This is a genomic window from Alloyangia mangrovi, from assembly GCF_002300555.2.
Classification (GTDB): Bacteria; Pseudomonadota; Alphaproteobacteria; order Rhodobacterales; family Rhodobacteraceae; genus Salipiger; species Salipiger mangrovi.
This window is the reverse complement of the sequence record NZ_NTHN02000078.1, coordinates 1-18,194: the sequence shown is the minus strand read 5'-3', so window position 1 is coordinate 18,194 and position 18,194 is coordinate 1. Positions and strand designations below refer to the sequence as shown.

Below are 18,194 nucleotides of genomic sequence, written 5' to 3'. Positions count from 1 at the left end.
GCGCCGACCTGCTGGTCATCCTCACCGAGTGGAACGAATTCCGCGCGCTCGATCTGCAGGCGCTGGCCAAGGGGATGGCGACGCCCCGGATGGCCGACCTGCGCAATATCTACACCTACGAGGATGCTCTGGCCGCGGGCTTCAGCGACTACGAGAGCGTCGGTCGGGGCGATCCCGCCGCCGCCTGAAGCTGGCGTGAAATGCGGATCGGGCGGCGCATGTCCTGCGCCGCCCGACCAAGGGTCTTCCGATCAGAGCGCCGAGGCTCAGCTCAGAATGCTGTCGCTCGGCATGAACTCGAGCGCGTCGATGCGCAGCGGCTCGCTGCCACCGTCGCCGTAACCCGCGAGCACGATCTCGTCGCCGGCCTCGATCTCGACATCCGAGATGACGTGGCGGGTGAGTGTGTTCTTGTTCGCCAGGCGGTCGCCCAGGTCGGCATCCCAGTGCCAGGAGTCGACGACCTCGCCGTTGACGCGAACCTCGAGGTAGGACACGCCATCGGTTTCGTCGAAATAGTCGACGCCGATGTCGTAGGTGCCGGTCGCCCCGTCGAAGGTCGCCGATGCCTCGGCATTGCCAAGCGCGCTCAGCACCTGGCCACCGGAAGCGGCAGCGATGTCGGAAACGCCGAAGCCCTTCTTGACGCTCGAGTCGAACTGGAAGGTTTCAGCTTCCATCCACAGCCATTCGCCCGAGCTGCTGGCCGCCTGTTCGCCGGATCCGTCGATGACGTCGGTCATCTCGAGGCTGACGTTGTCGATGCGCAGCGGCTCGCGGCCATCGTGCTGGCCCTGGAGCGTGACGACGTCACCTTCCTTGAGCTCGAGACCCTCGATGACCTTGGAGGTGAGGGTGGTCTTGTTGGCCAGGGCGCTGCCCAGCTCCTCATCCCAATCCCAGCTCGTAACCTCTTCGCCGTTGACGAGGACCGCCAGCGAGCTCACGCCGTCGTTCTCGTCGTAGTAGTTGACGGTGAGGCTGTAGACGCCCGCATCGCCGTCGAAGGCCAGCGAGGCATCCTGCAGCGAGCCGCTCTCGTTCTGGATGACCTTGCCAGCCGAAGAGCCGGACAGCGACTTGACCACCCAGCCGTCGGTGAGTTCGAGGTCTTCGGCCTCGACGGTGATCACCGTGCCGATCGCGTCGATGTTGCCGGTGCCAGTGCCGACGTCAGTGCCGGTGTCGGTATCGGTATCGACAACCGAATCCTCGATCTCGGCGGTCATCTCGAGGCTCACCGTGTCGATGCGCAGCGGCTCGCTGCCATCGTGCTGGCCCTGGAGCGTGACGACGTCACCTTCCTTGAGCTCGAGGCCCTCGATGACCTTGGAGGTGAGGGTGGTCTTGTTGGCCAGGGCGCTGCCCAGCTCCTCATCCCAATCCCAGCTCGTAACCTCTTCGCCGTTGACGAGGACCGCCAGCGAGCTCACGCCGTCGTTCTCGTCGTAGTAGTTGACGGTGAGGCTGTAGACGCCCGCATCGCCGTCGAAGGCCAGCGAGGCATCCTGCAGCGAGCCGCTCTCGTTCTGGATGACCTTGCCACCCGAGGAGCCGGTCAGCGACTTGGTCGCCCAGCCGTCGGTGAGCACGAGGTCTTCCGCCTCGACGGTGATCACGGTGCCGACGGAAGAGCCGGTGGAGGTGCCGCCATCCACGATGGTGGTCTCGTCCGAGCCGTCGGTGACATCGGAAATGTCGCCGCCATCGGTGACCGAGTCCTCGAAGCCGTCGAGCAGCCCGTTGATGTAATCCTCGATGTTCGAGTAGCCGTCGCCGTCCGCATCCTTGTTGGCGTCCGCGACGCTGGAGTTGGAGCCGATGATCTTTTCGTATTGGTCGGGAATGCCGTCGCCGTCGCTGTCCTTCAGCGCGTCGACGGACGTGTGCTTGCCGTAACCGCCGACATCATCCGGCGAGTCGATCAGCGTGCTGGTCTCGTTGATCACGCTGTCGATGATGCGCTGGTCGATGTCGCTCAGCTCACCGTTGACGCGCGCGCCGGCGTTCGCGAGGATCCAATCGAGGGCTTCGGCCGCCGACATAACCTCGGTCGTGGCCGGGTCGAAGACGAAGTTCTTCTCGATCTGCGAGGAGTTCTCGCCGCCGATCTCGCCGACGTTGTCGGAGACGTAGTACGCGGCCTCGCCGGTGCTGCCGATGAAGCGGATGGCTTCGCGGCCGCTGGAGTCCTCGCCCTTGATGAAGGTGTTGCCGATGACATGCACCGTCGAGGCGCCCGCCGCGACGAGGCCTTCGTTGCCGTAGTTGTAGATGACGTTGTTGATGAACTCGATGTTCTTCGCGTCATCCTTGATCAGCGCGTTGCGGAACTTGTTGCTGACCAGCAGGTTGCCGATGATGCTGACGTTCGAGCTGTGGTCGCCGATCAGCATGCCCATGCTGTGCTGACCCTTCGGGTGCAGCGACTCCTTGAGCGCCTCGGCGACGATGTTGTTCGAGATCGTGATGTTGCTCGGCGAGCCCCAGGTCGCGACGTTCTCGTCGATCGACCAGCTGATCGAGTTGCTGTCGAGGATGACGTTCTCGACGGTATTGCCCGCCTTGCCGATCGAAATGCCGTCGCGGTCATCGGGGTTCTGCCCGTCGGGGTCGTCGCCCGGACGCACGGTCATGCCGCGGATGATCACGTTGCTTTCCACGACGCGGAGACGGGCGCCGGTCACCGTGATCCCCCCCGGGCGCAGTCTGCCCGGCCACCGTGACGTCACCGTTAATTTCAATCTGGCTGGTCAGGTCAATTTGTCCGCCAACTTCGAAAACCACAATGCGCGGCCCGTCGAGATCTTCCAGAGCCCAGCGAAGCGAACCTTCCCCGGAATCGTTCAGATTTGTAACTTTAACAACTTCACCACCACGGCCACCAGTTGCGCTTGCACCAAACCCCTGCGCTCCCTCAAACGCGAGAAGCTCTGAATTATTGTCCGACATTATGTGACTTAGTCCCGATTAGTTTCTTTATGTAGTGTGCGAGTAGTTCCTTTGCGGTGCCTATCGGATACTCGCGGAACGCTCGGGACGCATTCCGTCTGAAAGTTTACCTTGGGGTATTGGGTGAGTTTCCGCCGACTCAGCGTCGGTGAAAGATCGCCGGGCGTCGTGCTGCGACGGTTCAAATGGGGTGGATCATTTGGAATTAAGGCGACAATGGGGCGCGGCGGAATGCAGAGGCGCGGCGAGAAGCGCCGTAGTCGGTTAAGTTTCAACGCAATTTGTACGCTAACGTTAAGTCATGTTTCTACAATGGACACGATTTGTGTCGCCGCGGGAAAGGCAGGTTTTTGCCGAGAGCCTCTTGCCTAAAATATGGGCGGGTCTCGAGTTTGCGCTGTTCGGTGTAAGCCCGCTGAGGCATAATCCGGGCGAGCAGCGTATGCTGCCGCTGCGGCAATGGTCATTTTCGGCCGAATCGTCGCCCCGTCGCGGTGATCCGCGAAGCTCGATTTTGAACATTCACGACCAATTGTTTCTAAATATGTGGATTACCCATGCGACAGATCAGTCTGCTAGCCGTGACCAAGTCGACCGGGGGCATCGCCCTCTACAACAAGCTGCTTTTGACTGAACTGAGGCGGATCGGGGTGCGAGCGCACACTCTTTGCCTTTCCGAGAACAACGAGGCCTATGCGGCCGATCTGGCACGCCGCGGCCTCAGCGCTGAGCCGGTGGAGATGGCGCGCTACAGCATCGACATGGGTGGAGACGCCCGGGTGCTGCGCCGTGTCATCGCCTCGGCGCGCGCACAGGAGGCGGATGTGATCGTCTGCCACGGCAGCAAGTCGGGCTTCATCGGCCGCGCCGCCGGGCGGATAACCGGCATTCCCGTTGTCTACCGGCAGGCGTCGATGCCCTTTCAGCGCCGGGTGCAGGGCGCCAAGGCACCCTTCTATTGGGCGCTGGATTTCGTCGCGCGCGGGTTTGGCGGCCACGTCGTGACGCTGACCGAGCACGCGCGGCAAGAAACGCTCAAGGCACGGCTGATGCCGCCCGAGCGGGTCAGCGTGATCCGCACCGGCGTGGATGTGGACCGCTTCCGCCCGCCCATGGACCGGGGCGCGGCGCGGCGCGCGCTCGGGCTCGACCCGGACCGGGCCGTGGTCGGCTGGATGGGCCGCATCGAGCCGCAGAAGGCGCCGCTCGACTATATCGAGTCCCTGCGCGATCTGGCGCTGCGCTACCCGCAGGTGCAATTCGTCATGGCCGGCGAGGGACGCCTGCAGCAAGAGGTCGTTCAGGCGCTGGCCGCGGCCGGGCTTTCGGATCGGGTGAAGATGCTGGGCTGGCAGTCCGATCCGGTGGCGGCGCTGCAGGCCTTCGACATCTACTTGCTCAGCTCGCATTGGGAGGGGCTGCCAATCACCCTGCTCGAGGCCATGGCCAGCGGCTGCTGCTGCATCTCGACCGACGTGGACGGCTGTTCGGATGCGCTCGAGGATGGCGTCAGCGGGCGCCTCGTCGGGGCAGGCGACACGCGGGGGCTGGCCGATGCGCTGGACAGCGTTCTGCGCGATCCCGACCTGCGCGCGCGCTACGCCGCGGCGGGACGGCACCGCGCGGCGACGCTCTTCGACAAGGAGACCATGGTGGCCAAATGGGTCGAGCTGCTTTCGACGCTGACCGCGGGCCGGGCACCGGTGCCGCTTGGTGGCACGGCGCAAGTGGCATCGGAGGGCGGACAATGACCTCCGGCAGCACATCCTCCCTGAGCCGGGCGACCGGCAGGGCCGAGCCCGCGGCCCTTCAGCCGCTGCGCATCTGCATGATCATCTCCTCTTATCACCCGATCGTCGGCGGGGCGGAAAAGCAGGTGGCGCAGCTTGCCGGACTGATGACCGGGCAGGGGCACGAGGTCTATATCCTTACCCGCCGCTACCCGGGCCTTGCCGCCGCCGAGACCATCGACGGCGTCAAGGTGCGGCGCATCGCCATGCGCAAGCCGGTCAAGGGCGTCGGCTTCATTCTCGGCGCCGCGCGCATGGTGCGGGAGCTCAATCCCGACGTGATCCATTGCCACTCGCTCTTCTCCCCCGCGCTGGCCGGGGCGCTCGGCAAGCGCTGGACCAACGCGCCGCTTCTGGCCAAGCCCATGTGCGGCGGCGAGGCCACCTCGATCGTCCGCAAGCCGCTCGGTCGCCAGCGGCTGGCCTATATGGCACGGGCGGTCGACCGCTTCCCGATGGTGAGCCGCGAGATCGAAGCCGAGCTGACAGAGCTCGGCGTGCCGGCAAAGAAGCTGCGCTTCATCCCCAACGGTGTCGATGGCGCGCGCTTCTGCCCCGCCCGAACCCCGGTCGAGAAGGACAAGCTACGCCTGAGTTTCGGACTGCCCGCGGGACCGCTGTTTCTCTTTGCCGGTCGGCTCGCCGCGCAGAAACGCCTGCCGCTGCTTCTCGAGGCCTGGTCGGACGTGCGCGCACGCATCCCGCAGGCGACGCTGGCCATCGCCGGGGCGAACCGCGCCGCGGGTTCGGGCTATGAGGCGACCTTCGGAGAGGGCGACGAGATCTCCGCCGCGCTGCTCGAGCAGCCGGGGGTGCGGATGCTCGGCCATGTCGCTGACATGCCCAACCTGCTGCGGGCGGTGGATGTCTTCGTTCTGCCCTCGGCGCGAGAGGGTTTGTCCAACGCCCTGCTCGAGGCCTGTGCTTCGGGCCTTGCCTGCATCACCGCGCGCACCGGCGGCGCGATGGATTTCATGCGGGATGGCGAGAACGGGCTGCTGTTCGAGGTCGACGACCGGCAGGCGCTGGCCACCGCGCTGGAGCGGCTGGCCGGCGATGCCGAGCTGCGCGCCCGGCTCGGCGATGCCGCGCTGCGCACCGTGGCCGAGAGCTACGACATCCGCCAGACCGCGTCCTCGCTGCTGGCGCAATATGTCGAGCTAGGTGCCGGTGCCCGGGCCGCCTCGGCGGGGAGGGGCTGAGATGAGCGATACGGCTCCGATCTTTCTTCTTGGCCTGCAGCGCGGCGGCAGCGACCAGTTGCACGACGCGCTGCGCGCCCATCGCGACACGGTCTGGCCCGAGGGCGCCCTGCATGAGGTGCTCCGCCCGGCGCCGGTGCCGCGCGCCGAGACGCTGCAGGCACTTTCGGGCTACCTGCCCACGCTGCTCCGCAGCGGCGACATCCTCAACCCGCAGCGGGCGCCCGGCCCGCTGCGTCCGCGCGATCGTGCCTGGATCGCCCGCGAACTGGCCCGGGCCACCGACCGCAACCTGCCCGAGGTGCGCCGTTACAAGCGCGCGCTCGCGGCGCGGGGAATGGGGCCGGGCCTGCCCTCGGGGCGCGGGCGTATGCTGGTCAAGGTGATGAACTACAACATCGGCCTCGCCACGGAGCTCGACCGGATTTACCCCGGCGCGCGTTTCGTCGGTCTGGTGCGCGATCCCTACGACATCTGCGAGAGCATGCTGGCCCGTGGCGGTGATCCCGCCGAGATCCTCGCCCTCTACCGCTATTTCGGCGAGACCTTGCTGCGCCTCGAGCAGCGCGGCCTGCCGCTGAAGCTGGTGCGGCACGAAGATATGGTCAGCGATTTGGCCAGGGCCGTGGACGAGGTCTTCGACCTCTGCGGTCTTGACACCCGTGCTGCGCGCGGCCTGTCGCTGAACGACCGGGAGCGGGGCGGGGCCGGACATCCCCCTGCCGATGCGGTCGGGGTGCAGGGCAGGGTCGAGGGTCTCTTGCGAGAGGATGCCGGCAAAACTGCACCGGCCCGCCTCGCGCCGGAAATGGCGGGGATGATTCAGTTGAACTGCGCCGCGATTATCGAGCGTTTCGGCTACCTCGCCCCGACGGCGATGGGTTGAGCGGAGGTGCGGTCGCAGTCTCGCCGGCGCCCTGGCGTCGTCCTCGCCCCGAAGCTCCGATATCTGCTTGACGGCTCTTCGCCGGGAACTTAAGGAGTGCCACACCCCCGGCGAGTTGGCGGAGTGGTGACGCAGCGGATTGCAAATCCGTGCACAGGGGTTCGATTCCCCTACTCGCCTCCATCCTTTCTTCTGGTTCTTATGTCCTTGCTTTGCTAGCAAAGCGAGCGGCGTTGGCCGTACCGTTGACATTACGGTTGACACTACGACTGACATTAAGGCTGGAGAATCTACCTTGGATCTGCCCTCTGCGACGCTGAGCCAAAGGCGCGGTCGCTACTATGTTTCGATGACTATCCCTCAGGAAGTGCGGCAGGCTTTCGGAGGGCAGAAGCAGCTTCGGCTCTCGACGGGTACCAGCGACAAGGCGATTGCTGAAAAGCGGCGCTTCGAGCTTGAAGCTCAGCTCCGTGAGAGGATTTTGCGCGTCAGGCATGTTCAGAGTTTGCGGTCCGTCGATAGTGCTTACCAAACTGCGGTTCGGAAGCTCCGCCTCTACGATACTGGCTACGACTTCCCCTACGATCAAGAAATCGGCGATGTGGTGACTCGGGCTATGCCCGATCCTCCCGAGGATGCGTATCAAGCGCGGAAGGCGATTGCCGAGTTCAAGAAGGTTCTCTTGGAATTACAGGGCTTTGCGTTGTCGCCGCAAGATTCTGGGCAGCTCGTCAAGATGTGGAAGCGATTTGACGGAGAAATCCCTGACTTAGAGGAAGCGCAGAGGCTGATCAGCGCCGCAGAGCGTGAGCTTGATCGTAGTTTTGGGTCTGGCGAGGCCTCGGCTACGGTGTCCGGGTATTTGCCAGGCTTCGAGCAGGCCCTCAACGTTCGCGTTGCAAACAAAGACCTCAAGGCGAAGACAGCCAAGGCTAGAATCAAGAACATCCAGCAGTTCATCGACGTGGTGGGCGACAATGAGTTGATCGCCGTGCAGGCCAAAGATGCCTACGATTTTGCGAAGCGGTTGGCCGAGCAGGGGTGTAGCAACTCCACGGTCAAGACGCGAGTAAGTGATGTTTCAACAATGCTCGACGCGGCGGTTCAGGATGGCCTACTTTCGCAGAATCCTTTCTCGAACTTGAAGCTTAGTCGGATCGGAAAGAAGGGTCAGCACTACACGCCGCTGAGCGATGATCAGCTCGTGGCGCTGTTCTCGATCCCCAAGCTTCCGCGTGAAGTGCGTGACTTGTGGGCGATCTTAGTTTGCAGCGGGATGCGCCTTGATGAGGTGGCGCTATGCAAGACCCATCAGGTACGCGAGCAAGATGGCCTGTTTTACTTCGACTTGCGGAACGCTGACGTCAAGAACCGGCAGTCTCAGCGACAGGTTCCGGTTTGTGAGACGTTGATTCCGCTAATCAAACGCCTTCTGAAGGAGCGGACGGGGCGTGAACGCCTCTTCGATTTTCCGGTCAAGTCGGACGGTAAGTCCCGCGCGTCTGAAAAATGTGGTTTCTGGATGAAGAAAGTAGATCTTGGCAAGGTGTCGGGCGAGGTAGCTGGTCGATACACAAATCACTCCATGCGAGGCAGCTTCAAAGACAAGATGCGGAATGCTGGCGTTGCGCTGGAGGTCCACAATGCGATCTTGGGTCATGATCAGCACACCGTTGGTGCTGCGTACGGCCATGGCCCCAGCCTTGCCGTCATGAAGGCTGCCGTAGACTTGGCAGCCCACCCCTATTTGTCGTGGATTTCCGAGGAGTGTATGGAGGGTTAAGAGGTCGGGGAGAATGCCCGGCTCGACGGCGGCCAGAGTGTCGGCTACGGCAGGGGTTCGGAAAGCTCCCTATCAATAAAGAAATTGTTCTGGTGTGACAAACCGCCCGAAGTGGTGTGTTGCCTAGACTATGCACCCTTAGACGTAACGTTCACATGCACAGACGTTCCGGGGCAGTACCCCGCGAAGACTTCCTTCATCATTCTCTCGGTTGTCTCAGCGTGGCGACGCTCAACGATGAAGCTGTCGTGTACCGGGATCGCGGTGATTTCTTGGTCGAGCAATTTCGCCAAGATTCGAAGAGCGATGCGGCTGTCTAGGTTTTGAAGCACAGCCCAAACGCCATCACGGGCGTGCTTTTGGTGGGGGCTTACTGCTTCGTGGCAAGCCCAGAAGGTATTGTATAGACGCTCGGCTTTATCCGGTCCCGCGCGGCCTTCATCATGGAGCCTTTTGCGGATCGCGCCTAAGGTTTCGTCCCGGGTAGGATTTCCAACCGAGAGTGTCAGAACCATTTTCATATCATCGCGATCTCGGGGCATGCCCGGCATGGCGTAAAGGTCTTCAACATCAGGAACTGGAACCTTTGAAAGGCCATAGAGCAAAACAAGTTGCATGTTCCTGAAATCGAGTTCCGCAACTGGCTTCCCCTTAATCAACAGTCCCCTACGTAGCCAGCCGGGAATATTCTGAACCCAATGACCGTAGAGGCGTCCCCCACGCCCATCAGCTCCTGCGAACTGACGGTAGAGACGTTTGCTCCCGCACAGCATTGCTTTAGGTGTTCCGCGGTCGAAATCGAAGTTGTCCGTGAATTCTTTGTAGCTGTTGAGGGGCCGGGAGAGGGCCTGACCGGCTAGGGCATCATTAATGAGGGGAAGGACCAGTTCCTCGTCTTGAAGGGGGCGATTAAGCGGTGTGGCTATTATCTCGCCTGTGGTGGGGTTTTCAAACGAGACGCGGAGCAGTGCTTCGCCTAGCTTGTTCCGCACGCTGCGGGCGAAAGGGTGATTGCCGAAGATCAGGCCCTGAGAGGTCATCCAGTTGCAAAAGGAGGTAGCGGGACGCACTCGGGATTGTTTCCTCTCACCTGTCTTCTGATTATAATGAGAGGAGCGATATTCGAGCCACGGATGAGGATTAACTTCTTCTGTGTAAACCGTCAGGGCGTAAACCATGTGGCGAAAGGCCGTTCCGCTGAGGTGTTTGTAAGAGTCCTTAGAGAATTGGTTGTGATCGAGGGGGATGGCGACATAGTCCCGTCGCAGCAATTGCCCCCCTTCCATTTTCGTGGGCCAAGAGGCGAGATTTGCCAAGCTATGCAGCAGCATTTCTAGAGCGAATAGATGGGCAGGCTTAGGCCGTTTTGGCAGCGTGGGAAGAACGCCATGATCTTTTCCGCGTAGAATGACTTTCTTGCCGAAATTCGCAGTCACATGGTCATTGGTGTGGATCATCCGGTACAGGGTTTCGGCGGCACGGGAGAGTTTGGTCCGATAGCCTTTTGTTCCCTGAATTTTCGGGAGTAAAGGAAAAGAAGATCGAACATCCTGCATTCGGACGTGCTGGGAAGGATCAGACCCGACCCGTTTGGCGAGTTCGACCACTCGGTGTTCGTCAAGTTCGAAAGGGTCGTCCTGCAAGTTTGAATCTCGTTAGAAGGCGGGGAGGCCCCACCTATATTACACAGATTCACTTCTCGTTCAAGCTATTGATTTATAACACTAATTGTTCCATTTTTTAGTGGATTTGAACGGAGTACATTTTGACGTTGTTCTCGGGTTTCCAGCTCGGGGAGTCGCTAGTTGAATAATCATGTGGGTAGTCTTCGCACATCGCCGTAGAGGTCGATTTTAGCCCCGTAGACGCGACCGAAGCTTCGGCCCGCTCAACCCCGCAACGAAAGCCGACACTGCGGCTTCTTGAGTCGCTCTGTGGCTCTGGCGGGCTTGCCGAAGGATGCTCACTGCAAGGCATAGGTTGATACGCTCCACGCCCTATCCGTCGTCGTGGCCATGTACGGGAACGGGATACCCCCGGGGTGGCACTCGCCCTGACCAAATCTTCTCATGAACGGCTTTGGGTGTAGCTCTGGAAGCTAGCAAAGGACCTAGGTAAATACCGAACAAAAACGGAACCGGTGGGATGGAAAGGCCAGTCCTCTACACCATGGATAGACATTCGGTAAAGCTAGTTTAGGGGCCTAGTTCTCGAAAATATTGTGGCTGTTCCGCGGCTATCGACAACATTTCGCTTTACGTATGCGCCGCAGCCTCAGAGAATAGTCACATGAAGTTGCGTATCTTCTTCATGGGCCTGCAAGTTCTGGGGGCTATCGCTTCCGTTGCCGCCCTGATCCTCGCTCTGCTGTAAGCGAGCCGGATCTAGAGGAGCCGGTGGGCCGTGCCAGTCTTTCCACGGAAGGCACGGCTCCACCAAAATTCACCGCAGTGAACGGGGAGGGGGCTAGGAGCCTCTCCCCACCTTTTTCGCATGTCGCTAGACGACATCCTAAATTCATCCTGCACTTTGTCTGCGGACGACAACAAGGAATTTCTCAAAGTTTTTCGCAAAAATTTTTGACGCACGTGCGGCGAATGAGCTTCAAAAAAGGTCCATCGCATACGGAAACGCACTTCGAACGCGTTCAACCGCATGCAGCTGACTTCCTTCCGGAAGATTGCTCCTTATTATTCTTTAGGGTATACCTCAACGGACATCGCTAATAGCGACGCTCTCAGCGTACGTAAGGGTTGATTTCAATCAACGGACATGCATTCTACGTACATTACCCTATCGTACAGGATATTTCAGCATGTCCCAAACCATTCTCTATGCCCGCGTTAGCACCGCGGACCAAACGCTCGAACATCAGAAGACCCACGCAGAGGCCGCAGGCTTCGCCGTAGACGACGTGATCGCCGATCATGGGGTATCGGGCATTTCTACGCGCCTATGCGACAGAACGGGCGGAAAACGGCTGTATGACCGTCTCCGGGCCGGGGATACCCTCGTCGTGCGGTGGGTGGATCGGTTGGGGCGGAATTATCAGGATGTGACCGACACGATCCGGGAATTTATGCGCCGGGGCGTGATCATCCGAACCGTGATCAACAACATGACTTTCGATGGGTCCACTACAGACCCCGTGCTGCAGGCCGTAAGGGATGCGTTGATCGCCTTCATGGCTGCGACGGCTCAGGCGCAGGCCGAAGCTACGAAAGAGGCTCAGAGAGCCGGTATTGAGGCCGCCAAGGGCGACCAGAACAAATACAGAGGAAAGAAGCCCAGCTATGACCGAGCAACCTGCGAGGCGGTGCTTCGCATGCTCTCCGAAGGAAGCGGTGCGTCAACAATCTCTAGAGCTACTGGATTGAGTCGGCAGACAGTCATAAGAATCAAAGGAGACCCGGCGGCTGCGATGGCTGCGGTGGATCGGTGGGCGTGCTGATGTCCGCCCAAATTAGTCTTTCGTGATTGGATCGGTCGTGGCTACCTGGATATTTCAATGCAACCCGGACATCTTCGATGTTGATAAATTGCTCAACGAAGGCGTAAGTGTATTCCTTTTTGCGGCGAAACAAAACGCGAAGCGGATGCAGGACGGTGATAGGTTCTACCTCTGGCGTTCGCAGGGCAAAGGTAAGTCAGTAGCGGGTGTTGTCGCGAAGGGCGTCTTGCTCGACAGGCCAAAAGTGAGAGAGGACGACAGTGCGGGTCGGAAGTATTGGCGCGATCCCAAGAATGCGACCGCTCAAACCTCGCGTGTGAGCGTCAGAATCGACGAAGTGGCAAACAAAAAGGGGGTGCTTCAAAGAGCTTGGATGTTGGACGATCCAATATTGAGCGACTTACTGATACTCAAGATGGCGAGCGGATCGAATTATCTTTTGGAAGAGCCTCACCTAGGCAGAATTGACAGCCTTTGGGAAAACACAGGCGTCAATTGGTCCCGGTCGCAGAGTCTGGCGGCTCTTCACGTATATCAATATACATACGGGGGGAGTCTTTCATTACGAGCCGGGCAACCGATTCCAGAAACGGCCACACTTATCGGGCGTACGGTGAAAGGCTTCTATAATAAAGTCCTCAACTTTAGGCATATTGATCCTCGTGACCAGAGAGCTGGCTTTTCCGGTGCTGGAGAGGTTGATCGAGAGGTCTGGGCCGAGTTCTTCGATCCAGAGGCAAACGAAATTAGGACGGAAGCTCTGGAGGGTGAGTACCAACGGCTTTGGGGCGGTTCTTCGCGGGAGTCAAGAAGACAAGAGCAAGGAAAGGCTGACGCAGCTGGGTCGGGTGCGGGATCAGACTACCAATACCGGCCTGGTCCCGCGCCGCGTATTGAGGGGTACTCTGTCATACCTATACAACATGAACGGTGGTTCGTGTATGTCCTAGCGCTTAACAACAAAAAGGCTCTAAAGGTTGGCTATTCGCATGCCCCCAAATCGCGTCTATCTGCGTACAACAGGACGATCATGCCAGAGGTAACTGGCCTCAGTTGGAATCTCGCGTTCACACATGAAGTCCCGAGTGTAAAGGTAGCCGAATTGACTGAGCAGAAAACGCTTAACCAATTCGCGGGAAAGCAGCTGCCGAGCAACGGCGAAATTCTCATGGGGGTGGATGTCGTTGAAATTCAGCTCGCGATCATCAAGAATTCTGGAGATGCTGTAGATGAGGTATCCGCGGGCCGAGGTGTTACAGAAATTGGTGAGCCGTGGCGGTCATTCATCTGAGGGACAGATGGGGCGACTTCTATACTGCTTAGAACCGGCGGCTGTTTGGCAGTGGTTTTGTGTAACGACCACCTGAACAGTTTTCGAGAGGTTGTTCGATAGCCTCGCGGCATAAGACGTAGCCAAGTGCCGCGAGGTCAGTTTCAGTTAGTGGCAGTGATAAGGCTTGCTTCCTGCGTGGCAGCATTGTCCACGCGGGGAGTCCTTGCGACAACCTCCACCGTGAGAATATTTGTCTTGCTGAAACGAGGAATATGCAGGATTTTGTGCTGCGCTTACTGCGTAAGGAGATGCCATTGCGCAGGACAGAATGGCGGTGGCAAGAATTTTCTTCATGATACAACCCAATAGTTACTACGTACCATTTGGATAATCGATTCTTAGCCGCGCGATGTTTGCGATTTATGAGCCACAAACGACCATTCATGAACTGTGGTTTTTTCGCAACACCTTTCCGTGTGCTTCTCCATTGATCTTGGTATCTTAGAGGATAATATCGGAACTAACCTCGGTTAACTCGACCTGGTTATTGAGGCCCCAAGTTAATAAAGTTCATAACGTGTCTATGTTGAACCGTGGCCTTCATTCCAGCGGCGCGGGGGAGGGCCTCGAACAATTTTCTCAAGTTTTCATCGGACTTATTTGCGACGAAGTTGTCGTACGCTTGAACAACCTCGGAATCATCAAAGAAAACTATCGGAATTTGATTAAGTCCGGTAACGACCAAGTGCTTGCTCTGCGATTCTGATGGTCCGTTCGATAGGCAGTGGCGATTCCCGAATATCTGGTAAGTCAGCTCGCGCTTCTTGGCTCGCCTCTCCAATTTATCCGTCTTCAAATAAGCAAAAACGCTGGCCGCGATGGCTCCGATGCCGCCTACGAAGCCAGAGAGCAGCCCCGAGATAATGGTTACAGTGTCCATCGGTACCCCTAATTCCCAAGACGCGTGCTGTGAAGTTCACGCTTTTCAGCGTTTTTTTAAGTCGTCAAGCACGCGAAGTACAACCAGCGTAGTGTGCGAACCGCGAAAAAAGGCAAAGGCGGCGCAGTCAGTGACATTATGGATGACACTATCATTTCGCCGAGAGTGTTAAAAATGAAAATGAAAACAATAGTTTAGGTTGATGTTCGGTTGCTTTCAGGCATTCCCCTACTCGCCTCCAAACACCCCCAAGACATGCATCACCACGCCTGCGTTCGCCCGGACCTTTACGGTGCGTGATGTCTGGCGGGGTGACTTTCGGCGTCCTTTGCCGCTCGGCCTCTGAGCACGGAAACCGATCTCTCCGATACATATTTTGTGCATTTTCTGACACCCGCCGAGCAAAGCGCCCGGGTCTTCAGCATCCGCGTGCTTCACCCCAGAAAATTCGCAGAAGTCAATTTTACCGTTTGGTAAAAAAAAGCTTTGCTGACCTCAGACGGCCCGCGCGCCGCCGGACACCAGTTCAGACAAGAGGTCATTCATGGAAATCGGGGTCTTCCTTCCCATCGGAAACAACGGCTGGCTCATCTCCGAGACCGCGCCGCAGTACAAGCCGAGCTTCGAGCTCAACAAGGAAATCACCCTCAGCGCCGAAAGGCACGGGCTGGATTTCGTGCTCACCATGATCAAGCTGCGCGGGTTCGGCGGCAAGACCGAGTTCTGGGACCACAACCTCGAAAGCTTCACGCTGATGGCCGGGCTCGCCGCCTGCACAAGCAAGATCAAGCTCTATGCCACCGCTGCCTCGCTTGTGATGCCGCCGGCGATCGTGGCACGCATGGCGGCGACGATCGATTCCATCTCGGGTGGCCGCTTCGGCGTCAACCTCGTGACCGGCTGGCAAAAGCCCGAGTACACACAAATGGGCATGTGGCCGGGGGATAAGTTCTTCGGCACCCGCTACAAGTACCTCGGTGAGTATGCGCAGGTGCTCCGCGACCTCTGGGAGACCGGCAAGAGCGATCTCAAGGGCGAATTCTTCCAGATGGAGGACTGCCGCCTCAGCCCGCAGCCGCAGGCCGACATGAAGGTGATCTGCGCCGGCTCGTCGGATGCGGGGATGGCCTTCTCGGCCCAATATGCCGACTACAACTTCTGTTTCGGCAAGGGGGTGAACACGCCCAAGGCCTTTGCGCCCAATGCCGAGCGTCTGAAGGAGGCCACCGCCAAGACCGGGCGCGATGTGTCAACCTATGCGCTTTTCATGATCATCGCCGACGAGAGTGACGAAAAGGCCCGCGCCAAGTGGGAGCTCTACAAGGAGGGGGCCGATCAGGAGGCGTTGTCCTGGCTCGGCCTGCAGAGCGCGGCGGACACGACCTCGGGCACCGACACCAACGTGCGGCAGATGTCGGACCCGGTCTCGGCGGTGAACATCAACATGGGCACGCTGGTGGGCTCCTACGAGACTGTCGCCCGGATGCTCGACGAAGTGGCAGAGGTTCCCGGAATGGGCGGCGTTCTGCTGACCTTCGACGATTTCGTGCAGGGGGTCGAGGATTTCGGCTCCAGGATCCAGCCGCTTATGGCCTGCCGCAAGGCGGTGAAGGTCGCCGAACCCGCATGAGGACCGAGATGGACGTCACCGCACAACCCGAAGCCTTTGGCTTCGACCCTGAGACCACCGCGCTGATCGTGGTGGACATGCAGAACGCCTACGCCACCAAAGGTGGCTACGTCGACCTCGCGGGCTTCGACGTGTCGGGCGCGCGTTCGTGCATCGAGAACATCTCGAAGGTGACCAAGGCCTGCCGCGACGCCGGAGTTCTGGTCACCTTCCTGCAGAACGGCTGGGACCCGGCCTATGTCGAGGCCGGCGGGCCCGACTCGCCCAACGTCAAGAAATCCAACGCCATCAAGGCCATGAAGAAGCGCCCCGAGCTCTGGGGCCAGCTCCTGGCCAAGGGCGGCTGGGACTACGAGATCATCGACGAGCTGCAGCCTCAGGAGGGCGATCTGCTGATCCCCAAGCCGCGCTACTCGGGCTTTTTCAACTCCTACCTCGACAGCGCGCTGCGCTCGCGCGGGATCCGGACGCTGATCTTCACCGGCATTGCCACCAACGTCTGCGTCGAAAGCTCGCTGCGCGATGCCTTCCACCTCGAGTACCACTGCCTGATGCTCGAGGACGCCACCAACCACCTCGGCCCGGACTTCATCCAGCAGGCCTCGGTCTACAACGTCGCCACCTTCTTCGGCTGGGTCGCCAAGACCGACGACTTCTGCGCCGCGCTCATCTCCAAGGAAGAAAAGGAACTTTCGAATGCCTAAGACTCCCGTGATCCCCGAAGGCACCGGCAAGCCGCTCGCACCCTACCTCCCGGGCGTGCTGGCCGACGGGGTTGTGTACGTGTCGGGCACGTTGCCCTTCGACAAGGAAAACAACGTCGTGCACGTGGGCGATGCGAAGGCGCAGACCAAGCACGTTCTGGAAACCATCAAGTCGGTGATCGAGACCGCCGGCGGCACGATGGACGACGTGGTGATGAACCATATCTTCGTCACCGACTGGGCCAACTACGGCGCGGTGAACGAGGTCTATGCGACCTATTTCCCGGGCGACAAGCCGGCGCGCTATTGCATCCAGTGCGGCCTGGTGAAGCCCGACGCGCTGGTCGAGATCGCCACGGTCGCGGTCATCAAGTGATGCAGTTCACCCACCTGAGCTGCGGGCGCGAGGGCGCCCGCACGCTTGTCCTTTGCTCGGGCCTCGGCGGGGCGCAGGGCTACTGGGCGCCGCACCTCGAGGCGCTGCGGCCGCTCTGCGACCTCATCCTCTACGACCAGCGCGGCACCGGGGCGAATGCCTGCGACCTCGGCCCGACCTCCATCGAGGCCATGGCCGATGACCTGCTCGAGGTCTGCGACGCCGCCGGGGTCGATCGTTTCGACCTCATGGGCCATGCGCTCGGTGGGTTGGTCGGCTTCGATCTGGCGGCGCGCGAGGACCGCCGCGTCGAGCGGGTGGTGGCGATCAACGCCTGGCCCGAGATCGACGCGCATACCTCGCGCTGCTTCGACATCCGGCTGGCGGCGCTGGCGGGGCAGGGGCTGCGGGCCTTTGCGGCGCTGCAGATGAACTTCCTTTACCCGCCGTTCTGGATCGCCGCCTTCCCCGAGAAGATCGCCGCCGAGGAAGCGCATGCGGTGGCGCATTTCCAGGGGGCCGAGACCATCACCCACCGCATCCGGGCGCTGCGCGACTTCCGCCTGCCGGAGATCGCCGATGGCTCTGGCATCCTGCTCATCGCCAGCAAGGACGATGCGCTGGTCGACGTGGCCCAGTCCGAGCGGCTGGCGGCGCGCCTTCCCGGCGCCAGGCTGGTGATCTTCGACCAGGGTGGCCACGCGATGAACCTGACAAAGCGCGAAGATTTCGAGGCCGTGGTTCTGCCCTTCCTGTCGGTCCTCTCCTGACGCCGGGCGGGGCGGGGTGCGGTCCCGTCCCGCGACACGCGCCGCAGGTGCGGCGTGACGTCCCTTCCCAAGCGCCCCGGATCCCGGCTACAGATTGGGCCATGATCCGCGCACGCGCCCATCGCCTGACCCTCGCCGTCGCCGTCCTCGCGGTGGCGCTGGCAAGTGTCGTCTTCGCGGCGCGCATGGCGCCCGAAGGGCCGGAGGCCGCCAACCTGCGGAGCTACCTCGCCATGGGCGGCACGCTGGCTGACCTCTGCGAGGTCGAAGGCGCCCACCACGGTCACCATTGCCCGATCTGCAACCTGTTGCCCGAGGCGCCCGAGAGCGCGCCCGCCGCCCTTGCGTTGCGCATTGATCGCCGGTTCGAGGTGGCCCGCCTGCACGCTCTTGGCCTGCCGCCGCAGCCGGGCAACCCCCGCAGCTCTCCGCGCGCG

14 protein-coding genes, 1 tRNA gene and 2 pseudogenes are annotated in these 18,194 nt (G+C 60.5%); 14 read left to right on the top strand and 3 right to left on the bottom strand.

What is annotated here, in order from left to right; all coding sequences use genetic code 11:
• Nucleotides 1-188: UDP binding domain-containing protein (locus CLG85_RS24880; RefSeq protein ID WP_260350210.1), on the top strand; the 188-nt coding region annotated here is incomplete at its 5' end.
• A 2,016-nt stretch (nt 189-2,204) separates the two neighbouring features.
• Here the strand turns inward: CLG85_RS24880 and CLG85_RS27940 are convergent.
• Nucleotides 2,205-2,636: pseudogene (locus tag CLG85_RS27940) on the bottom strand (hypothetical protein); the annotation flags it as partial.
• Here CLG85_RS27940 and CLG85_RS24870 point away from each other — a divergent pair.
• The 6 genes from CLG85_RS24870 (at nt 2,635) to CLG85_RS24845 (ending at nt 8,613) form a co-directional block, all read left to right on the top strand.
• Nucleotides 2,635-2,937, top strand: coding sequence for a hypothetical protein (locus CLG85_RS24870; RefSeq protein WP_260350208.1), 303 nt, complete (start codon nt 2,635-2,637; stop codon nt 2,935-2,937). The pseudogene CLG85_RS27940 and the gene CLG85_RS24870 sit on opposite strands and share 2 nt — an antisense overlap.
• Nucleotides 2,938-3,509: 572 nt before the next feature.
• Nucleotides 3,510-4,703, top strand: coding sequence for a glycosyltransferase (locus CLG85_RS24865; protein WP_095880409.1), 1,194 nt, complete (start codon nt 3,510-3,512; stop codon nt 4,701-4,703).
• Nucleotides 4,700-5,944, top strand: a complete 1,245-nt coding sequence (locus CLG85_RS24860) for a glycosyltransferase family 4 protein (RefSeq protein ID WP_224845531.1) — start codon at nt 4,700-4,702, stop codon at nt 5,942-5,944. The genes CLG85_RS24865 and CLG85_RS24860 overlap by 4 nt, the downstream gene beginning before the upstream one ends.
• A gap of 1 nt (nt 5,945) precedes the next feature.
• On the top strand, nt 5,946-6,830 hold the full coding sequence (locus CLG85_RS24855) for a sulfotransferase (RefSeq protein WP_260350207.1): 885 nt from the start codon (nt 5,946-5,948) through the stop codon (nt 6,828-6,830).
• Nucleotides 6,831-6,939: 109 nt separating this feature from the next.
• Nucleotides 6,940-7,013: transfer RNA gene (locus CLG85_RS24850), tRNA-Cys, on the top strand.
• 112 nt (nt 7,014-7,125) lie between these two features.
• Complete coding sequence (locus CLG85_RS24845; protein WP_141244476.1) at nt 7,126-8,613, top strand: DUF6538 domain-containing protein; 1,488 nt, start codon at nt 7,126-7,128, stop codon at nt 8,611-8,613.
• Between the two features lie 128 nt (nt 8,614-8,741).
• Here CLG85_RS24845 and CLG85_RS24840 read toward each other — a convergent pair whose 3' ends face one another.
• Nucleotides 8,742-10,256 carry a hypothetical protein gene (locus tag CLG85_RS24840; RefSeq protein ID WP_141244477.1) on the bottom strand — a complete coding sequence of 505 codons (1,515 nt, stop codon included), beginning with the start codon at nt 10,254-10,256 and terminating at the stop codon, nt 8,742-8,744.
• A 1,172-nt stretch (nt 10,257-11,428) separates the two neighbouring features.
• On the opposite strand from CLG85_RS24840, the gene CLG85_RS24835 reads away from it, so the two are divergent.
• On the top strand, nt 11,429-12,064 hold the full coding sequence (locus tag CLG85_RS24835) for a recombinase family protein (protein ID WP_095881367.1): 636 nt from the start codon (nt 11,429-11,431) through the stop codon (nt 12,062-12,064).
• Nucleotides 12,065-12,101: 37 nt separating this feature from the next.
• Complete coding sequence (locus CLG85_RS24830; protein ID WP_176476511.1) at nt 12,102-13,355, top strand: EVE domain-containing protein; 1,254 nt, start codon at nt 12,102-12,104, stop codon at nt 13,353-13,355.
• A 526-nt stretch (nt 13,356-13,881) separates the two neighbouring features.
• Here CLG85_RS24830 and CLG85_RS24825 read toward each other — a convergent pair.
• Complete coding sequence (locus tag CLG85_RS24825) at nt 13,882-14,277, bottom strand: DUF6680 family protein (protein WP_095881369.1); 396 nt, start codon at nt 14,275-14,277, stop codon at nt 13,882-13,884.
• 544 nt (nt 14,278-14,821) lie between these two features.
• Between CLG85_RS24825 and rutA the strand changes: the two genes are divergently transcribed.
• From rutA to CLG85_RS24800, 5 genes and pseudogenes are all read left to right on the top strand, one after another.
• The gene (gene rutA / locus CLG85_RS24820; protein WP_095881370.1) at nt 14,822-15,907 is read left to right on the top strand and encodes a pyrimidine utilization protein A; all 1,086 of its coding nucleotides are present in this window, start codon (nt 14,822-14,824) and stop codon (nt 15,905-15,907) included.
• An 8-nt stretch (nt 15,908-15,915) separates the two neighbouring features.
• Complete coding sequence (locus tag CLG85_RS24815) at nt 15,916-16,611, top strand: isochorismatase family protein (RefSeq protein WP_141244478.1); 696 nt, start codon at nt 15,916-15,918, stop codon at nt 16,609-16,611.
• Complete coding sequence (gene rutC, locus CLG85_RS24810; RefSeq protein ID WP_095881372.1) at nt 16,604-16,987, top strand: pyrimidine utilization protein C; 384 nt, start codon at nt 16,604-16,606, stop codon at nt 16,985-16,987. Before CLG85_RS24815 ends, rutC begins: the two co-directional genes overlap by 8 nt.
• Nucleotides 16,987-17,757 carry a pyrimidine utilization protein D gene (rutD, locus tag CLG85_RS24805; RefSeq protein WP_095881373.1) on the top strand — a complete coding sequence of 257 codons (771 nt, stop codon included), beginning with the start codon at nt 16,987-16,989 and terminating at the stop codon, nt 17,755-17,757. The genes rutC and rutD overlap by 1 nt, the downstream gene beginning before the upstream one ends.
• A 101-nt stretch (nt 17,758-17,858) precedes the next feature.
• Nucleotides 17,859-18,194 (top strand): annotated as a pseudogene (locus tag CLG85_RS24800) (hypothetical protein); the annotation flags it as partial.

Excerpts from the sequence above, each read along its gene's own strand:
- CLG85_RS24870 (WP_260350208.1), top strand. The coding sequence starts at position 2,635 with ATGCCGCGGATGATCACGTTGCTTTCCACGACGCGGAGACGGGCGCCG.
- CLG85_RS24865 (WP_095880409.1), top strand. The coding sequence starts at position 3,510 with ATGCGACAGATCAGTCTGCTAGCCGTGACCAAGTCGACCGGGGGCATC.
- CLG85_RS24860 (WP_224845531.1), top strand. The coding sequence starts at position 4,700 with ATGACCTCCGGCAGCACATCCTCCCTGAGCCGGGCGACCGGCAGGGCC.
- CLG85_RS24855 (WP_260350207.1), top strand. The coding sequence starts at position 5,946 with ATGAGCGATACGGCTCCGATCTTTCTTCTTGGCCTGCAGCGCGGCGGC.
- CLG85_RS24835 (WP_095881367.1), top strand. The coding sequence starts at position 11,429 with ATGTCCCAAACCATTCTCTATGCCCGCGTTAGCACCGCGGACCAAACG.
- CLG85_RS24825 (WP_095881369.1), bottom strand. The coding sequence starts at position 14,277 with ATGGACACTGTAACCATTATCTCGGGGCTGCTCTCTGGCTTCGTAGGC.
- rutA (WP_095881370.1), top strand. The coding sequence starts at position 14,822 with ATGGAAATCGGGGTCTTCCTTCCCATCGGAAACAACGGCTGGCTCATC.
- CLG85_RS24815 (WP_141244478.1), top strand. The coding sequence starts at position 15,916 with ATGGACGTCACCGCACAACCCGAAGCCTTTGGCTTCGACCCTGAGACC.
- rutC (WP_095881372.1), top strand. The coding sequence starts at position 16,604 with ATGCCTAAGACTCCCGTGATCCCCGAAGGCACCGGCAAGCCGCTCGCA.
- rutD (WP_095881373.1), top strand. The coding sequence starts at position 16,987 with ATGCAGTTCACCCACCTGAGCTGCGGGCGCGAGGGCGCCCGCACGCTT.